The organism is Frankia sp. CcMO1 (genome assembly GCF_977945845.1).
Map to the genome: position 1 here is coordinate 1 of NZ_CDWTMG010000285.1, position 5,436 is coordinate 5,436.

Sequence of the window (5,436 nt, forward strand, 5' to 3'; positions counted from 1 at the left end):
GGGGGTCGGCGGTGCGGGCACCGTTCGCTGGCGTCGGGCTGGCGGTTGGCGTCGGGCCGGCGGTTGGCGGCGATCGTTCCGGCGAGCTCGTCAAGAGCCTAGGCCGGCGAGGTCTCGGCGCGGTTCGCGAAGGCCTGCTCGCGGGGCCACACGACGACCGCCGCCCGGTGGTACCAGCGGTCGAGCGTGTTGCCCCAGTTGCCCATGTAGCCCTCGTACTCCGAGGAGTAGGGCTCGAGGTCGTCGGATCCGGTGGACGCGCACACCTCGTCCTCGCTCACGTCCAGCGAGGCCTCTTCCAGCCGGGTGCCCTCCGGGCCGGTCCAGTGCGTGAGCGTGACCTCGGAGACAAGCAGCTCCTCGACCTGGTACTCGACGTCGTCCTCGCCCGAGTCGTCGGAGTCCTCGCCCTCGTCGTAGTCGTCCTCGTCGTAGTCGTCCCAGTACCGTCCTCCTCGGTGCCCGAGGTCTTCATCCGCCTCGTAGGCGTTGTGCGTCGTCTTGACATCGGCGAGCGCGAGCACGGTTTCGTACCCCGCCCGTTCGGCCGCGGCCCGCAGCAGGGACACGCGAGCGGCGTCGGCGCCCTTCAGCCCACTCCAGCCCAGCGCGCGCGGGGTGTACTCGTGGTCGAGGAGGTAGACGAGCCGGTTCGGTGGGTCGGCGGCGCCTCTGCCGTAGCGGCTGGCCACGGGCGTGCCGAAGTGCTCGCGAAGGAAGCCGGCCAGCTCGGCGGTTGCTCCCTCGTCGCCCTCCGGCAGGGCGGTGTCCCCGCGCAGCAGGAGGTTGTAGGTGAGCGCGATCCGGTACCCCGACCGCACCGCGGTGACCTCGTGCCGGCAGTCGGCGTAAAAGGCGACCAGTGACAGGTCCGTCTTCGAGCCCCGGTAGACCATCTTCTCGTCGAGGTGGCGCACCACGAGCTCGCCGCCGGTGTGGCTGGAGGGTAGTACCACCACCAGAGTGCCGATCATCGCGTAGTCCTTCTCGCTGTCCTGATGGGCGCGGAAGAACTGGCCCGGCTCGTACACCAGGAGCGCATGGAGGTCGGCCGTCAGCTCGGCGGCGATCGGCAGGCCCAGCTCGTCTTTTGCCGTCGTCAGAAGAACGTCGAGTGCCTTGTCGTCCCACTGGGCGTGGACGAGGTGCTTCGGGATCTCCCAGGTGTCGCGGACGCCCGGGTCGGTCAGCGTCTCCTCGCCGCGGCCGAACCGGGCGGGCTGGCCGAGGCCGAGCAGCTCGCGGGCCTGCTCGGGCCGGACTGGAAAGGCCACGGGCCGGACGCCCTCGACTTCGAGGCTCAGGTCATCCCTACTCGCTGTCAGTCCCACGCTGAACGTGGTCTCCGCGTCGCCGCGCAGCATCCTCGCCAGCCGGTCACGCGCCACGGTCGCCATTGCCCGTGCCCTCCAATATCCCCAGGAAGCGGTACCTCTCGCAGAAATCTAGAGGGCTGGGCGCACTCGACCGGTGTCGGTACCCAGTCGTCGCAGCCGTCGATCGTGCACCCCCACTGGAGGAGTATCGTGCGGCGGTTGGCGACGCTCACGGCTATGGGATCAAACTGGTATCGTTCTCCCACGGAAGCTGTTGTCGATCACGTAGGTCGGATCGTGCTGCCCAAGTTCATCCGCGAGGCGCTGGGCCTGCTCCCGGGTACGAAGGTGGACATCTCGCCTTACGGCGCTGGTGTGCAGGTTGCGAGCCAGACCTGTCGGACCCATCGGGCATCGTGGCGGTATGCCCACCTCCGCCCACGAGACGCCGCTCGAGCTGCTCCGGCTCGACCCGTCCCTGTCCGACTGGGTGCAGACCGAGCTCCTCGGCGACGACGCCCCCGCCTTCGACCACGCGCGCCTGTACGACCCCAACGTCCGCCCGCTGGTATCGCGACCAGATCGCCGGGGACACCCGCAGCGGCGTGCGGCTGTACCCCCGGTTCTTTACTGCTGCCGACGTGCCCCTGGTCGCTGACGCGGAGCTGGCGGCGGCCCGCCCGGCGCCGGTGCTGCTCGCGGCGATCTGCCATCTCGACGATGTCAAGATCGACGTAATGTTCCCGGCGCTGCTGGCGGCGCTGGACGTGTTGGAACCAGACAAGAAGATCTTTTATGATGACGTGACAGTGGGTCGGTTGCCCGAGGCAGCCCGGGCCCGATGGGAGGCCTTTCTCAGGACGACGACCCTCGGCCGGCGTTACCACAACGAGCGATACAACGAGATCGACGCCCGCGCTGAGGCCCGTGGCGAGGCTCTCGGCGAGGCCCGTGGCGAGGCGAGGTCGGTGCTGCTGGTGCTGGAGAGCCGCGGCGTGCCGGTGCCTGGCGCGGTCCGCGAGCGGATTCTCGCCTGCGTCGACACCGACCAGCTGGACCTGTGGCTTCGCCGCGCGGCCATCGCGGCCACCATCGACGACGTCACCCGGGACTGACCGCACGGGGCCGATGCCAGGGTGGGGCCGATGCACGCGGCGAGGTCGACCGGCCGGTGCCGACACTTCGCCTGGTGAGGGACGGCTCGCGGCGGCGCCAGCGCGGCCCTGCGCGGCGAGCAGTTCCCGGATCCACTTGATCGCGTGGCGGCCGAGTTGTGGGGAGTAAGGCACGGTTCAGGGACCGTAGACCGTGCTCAGGTCCCCCAAATTCACCGGCTGACGGATCGCCGCCACCTTGATGTGTCGATTTATCCTGTATCGTCCCCAATGGCGTCATGCGCGGGGTGCCCCGGGGGACCGGGGAGAATCGGGAAGCCGGTGAAGGTCCGGCACGGGCCCGCCGCGGTAACCGGGAAGTCGCCGTCCATGCGCGCCGCGCAGCCACTGGGTCTTCGGGCCCGGGAAGGCGGACGGCCGGCGTTGATCCGGAAGTCCGAAGACCGGCCCCGCATCGACGCCGCCCGTCGTCGTGCGGGCGGCCGGACAGCGGGAGCCTGCCATGCCTACCGACAGCTACCCCACGAACCTCCACCCCACGAACCTCTACGATGTCCTGCACCGGCGGCGCGACGTGCGCGGCCAGTTCACCGGCGGGCCGATCCCCGCCGACGTGCTCGACCGGGTGCTCGGGGCAGCTCACGCCGCGCCGAGCGTCGGCCTTAGCCAGCCCTGGGACTTCATCCTCGTCACCGACGAGCGGTCCCGGCGGGACTTCCACACCCACGTGCACCGCGAGCGCGCCGTCTTCGCCGCGACCCTGACCGGTGAGCGTGCCGCCCGGTTCGCCCGGATCAGGATCGACGGCATCCTGGAGTCGTCGTTGTCGCTGGTCGTGACCTACGATCCGCACCGCGGCGGGCCGGCGGTGCTGGGTCGGCACGCCATCGCCGACGCCGGCCTGTACTCGGTGTGCCTGGCGATCGAGAACCTGTGGCTCGCCGCGACCGCCGAGGGTCTCGGGGTGGGCTGGGTGTCATTCTACCGGGAGCCGTTCGTTCGTGACCTGCTCGCCATCCCCGCCTACATCCGGCCCGTGGCGTGGCTCTGCCTCGGGCCGGTGACCCACCTCGAGCACGTTCCCGACCTCGAACGCCACGGCTGGGCCCGACGGCGTCCCCTCGCCGACGCGGTCCACGCCGAGCGATGGGGCGCGATGCCGTCCGGGGACGGTGCTCCCGCTGATCCTGGAATCGACGGGCCAGCGGGTGTCTAACACTTGTTAGACTTGAGGCATGACTGTGGTGAGCCTGCGGGATCTCAGCCATGCCGTGGGTACCTGGGTTGACCGTGCGCACGCGGGAGAATCGATCATCATCACTCGCAACGGACGACCGTGGGCGAGGCTGGTGCCCGAACTGACGCAGACGGGCAGTGACTACCTGGACCAACTCGTTGCCGAGGGGCGCGTTACCCTCTCCACCGCGAGCCTGGCTGATCTCCCCGAACCGACGTCCACGGGCAGCTGGGATGGCCGTGACTCCGCGGACGTGGTGGCGGAGCTACGCGGGGAATCTTCTTGAATTATCTGGATTCCAGTGCATTGGTGAAGTTGACCCATCCGGAGAGTGAGACGCGTGCGCTGCGCTCCTGGCTTGCCGTGCGGCCAGGCGTCGCGGTGTCGTCTGCGTTTGCGATGCTCGAAGTGACCCGAGCGTTGCGCTGCAGCGACCCCGCCGCTCTTCCCCGTATCCCTGACGTCCTGTCGCGGATCACGCTCGTGCCCATCGACCAGCCGATCATGGTCTCCGCCGCGGCCTTGACGGATCCGTTGCTGCGTTCGCTGGATGCCCTGCATCTCGCGACGGCGCTCCGGCTCGATGCGCCGTCATTGGTCTTCGTCAGCTACGACAAGCGCCTGTCGACCGCCGCCGCCCAGGAAGGCCTGACCGTTGCTGTGCCCGCCTGAGGCGGGGACCGGGCTCGCTACCCATCGGAGCCTGGGGGTGCGGACCGGGACGTCGTGCGTCAGGAGCAGCGCGACGGTCACCAGGGTCCGCCGCCGCGGCGTCAGCTCGGCGTAGGCCTCGCCGCCGGGGGGAGCGGATCCACCGCCGTGCGCGGGCCCGTTCACGGATTCGGCCCGGCGGTCGAGAGCGCGCCGTGCAGGAACAGGTCCACCAGTTCCCCGGTGGTCAGCAGCTCGGGGGCGTCTGCCCGGCCGGCGGGCATCAGCAGCAGCGCGAAGGCGCCCGCGAGGCGCTCCGGCGGCAGCCGCAGCGCCTCGCGCTCGGGCTCGAACAGCGCGGCCAGGGCCGTCCGCAGCGCGGCGAGTCCCGCCTCGCGGTCCGGGACGGCCGGTGGGACGGCCGGTGAGACGGCTGGTGGGACGGCCGGCGGGGCCGATGCTGGGGCTGAGGCCGGGGCCGGGGAAAGGGCAGGGGACGGCGGCTCGGCCGATCGGTCGTCGGAACGGGCTCTCCCCGCCGTGGCGGGCATCCGGCGTTCCAGCCGGCCGGTGGCCGCGAGGGCTCCGGCGACGGCGCCCAGCCGGGCCATGTGGCCGCGCAGCACCTCGGCCGCCTCGGTGAGGCGGGCCGGGAGCGGCTGGTCGAGCGGGATCGCCGCCAGGTGGGTGGCGGTGTCGTCGGGTCGCAGCGCCTCGGTCAGGCAGGCCGCCAGCAGGGCCTCCTTGTCCGCGAAGACGCGGAAGATCGTGCCTTCCCCGATGCCCGCCGCGCGGGCGATCTTCGCGGTGGTGACCGAGGTGCCGTACTCGATGACGAGGGGGAGGGCCGCGGTGACGATCATGGCGCGGCGCTGGTCGGGGTCCATGACCGGGGCCCGGCGTCGGGGCGGGGTCGGTGAGGTCTCTGGCATGCGATCCACAGTACGGAGTGAGTACTCACTCCGCAAGGGTTGACTGACGGCGGCCTCCCGCCGACCGGGGCGGTATGGGCGGATCAGGCCCGCAAGTCGCGGATCAGGCCCGGGCCGGGCACCACCTTTCGGCCCCCTGTTTCCGTTCAGGTCGTGTTGAGCATTCCCGAAACCCGTGGCCAGGC

The 5,436-nt window shown here is 70.7% G+C and carries 7 protein-coding genes and 1 riboswitch; of the genes, 5 read left to right on the forward strand and 2 right to left on the reverse strand.

The window, feature by feature from the left end:
• Positions 1-98: 98 nt before the first annotated feature.
• Complete coding sequence (locus tag AC08OU_RS22060; protein WP_476605687.1) at positions 99-1,397, reverse strand: 2OG-Fe(II) oxygenase; 1,299 nt, start codon at positions 1,395-1,397, stop codon at positions 99-101.
• A gap of 343 nt (positions 1,398-1,740) precedes the next feature.
• On the opposite strand from AC08OU_RS22060, the gene AC08OU_RS22065 reads away from it, so the two are divergent.
• The 5 genes from AC08OU_RS22065 (at position 1,741) to AC08OU_RS22085 (ending at position 4,340) form a co-directional block, all read left to right on the forward strand.
• Positions 1,741-1,974 (forward strand): hypothetical protein, encoded by a 234-nt coding sequence (locus AC08OU_RS22065; RefSeq protein ID WP_476602020.1) that lies wholly within the window; start codon positions 1,741-1,743, stop codon positions 1,972-1,974.
• The gene (locus AC08OU_RS22070) at positions 1,958-2,431 is read left to right on the forward strand and encodes a hypothetical protein (protein WP_476602019.1); all 474 of its coding nucleotides are present in this window, start codon (positions 1,958-1,960) and stop codon (positions 2,429-2,431) included. The genes AC08OU_RS22065 and AC08OU_RS22070 overlap by 17 nt, the downstream gene beginning before the upstream one ends.
• Positions 2,432-2,699: 268 nt before the next feature.
• Positions 2,700-2,897: riboswitch (cobalamin riboswitch) on the forward strand.
• A gap of 36 nt (positions 2,898-2,933) precedes the next feature.
• On the forward strand, positions 2,934-3,647 hold the full coding sequence (gene bluB / locus AC08OU_RS22075) for a 5,6-dimethylbenzimidazole synthase (RefSeq protein WP_476602018.1): 714 nt from the start codon (positions 2,934-2,936) through the stop codon (positions 3,645-3,647).
• A gap of 19 nt (positions 3,648-3,666) precedes the next feature.
• Positions 3,667-3,954, forward strand: a complete 288-nt coding sequence (locus AC08OU_RS22080; RefSeq protein WP_462188588.1) for a type II toxin-antitoxin system Phd/YefM family antitoxin — start codon at positions 3,667-3,669, stop codon at positions 3,952-3,954.
• Positions 3,951-4,340 carry a type II toxin-antitoxin system VapC family toxin gene (locus AC08OU_RS22085; RefSeq protein WP_462188587.1) on the forward strand — a complete coding sequence of 130 codons (390 nt, stop codon included), beginning with the start codon at positions 3,951-3,953 and terminating at the stop codon, positions 4,338-4,340. Before AC08OU_RS22080 ends, AC08OU_RS22085 begins: the two co-directional genes overlap by 4 nt.
• A 161-nt stretch (positions 4,341-4,501) precedes the next feature.
• On the opposite strand, the gene AC08OU_RS22090 is transcribed toward AC08OU_RS22085, so the two are convergent.
• Positions 4,502-5,251, reverse strand: coding sequence for a TetR/AcrR family transcriptional regulator (locus tag AC08OU_RS22090; RefSeq protein ID WP_476602017.1), 750 nt, complete (start codon positions 5,249-5,251; stop codon positions 4,502-4,504).
• Positions 5,252-5,436: the final 185 nt, after the last annotated feature.

Coding starts and splice junctions, on each gene's coding strand:
- AC08OU_RS22090 (WP_476602017.1), bottom strand. CDS start 5,251: ATGCCAGAGACCTCACCGACCCCGCCCCGACGCCGGGCCCCGGTCATG.
- AC08OU_RS22080 (WP_462188588.1), top strand. CDS start 3,667: ATGACTGTGGTGAGCCTGCGGGATCTCAGCCATGCCGTGGGTACCTGG.
- AC08OU_RS22065 (WP_476602020.1), top strand. CDS start 1,741: ATGCCCACCTCCGCCCACGAGACGCCGCTCGAGCTGCTCCGGCTCGAC.
- bluB (WP_476602018.1), top strand. CDS start 2,934: ATGCCTACCGACAGCTACCCCACGAACCTCCACCCCACGAACCTCTAC.
- AC08OU_RS22060 (WP_476605687.1), bottom strand. CDS start 1,397: ATGGCGACCGTGGCGCGTGACCGGCTGGCGAGGATGCTGCGCGGCGAC.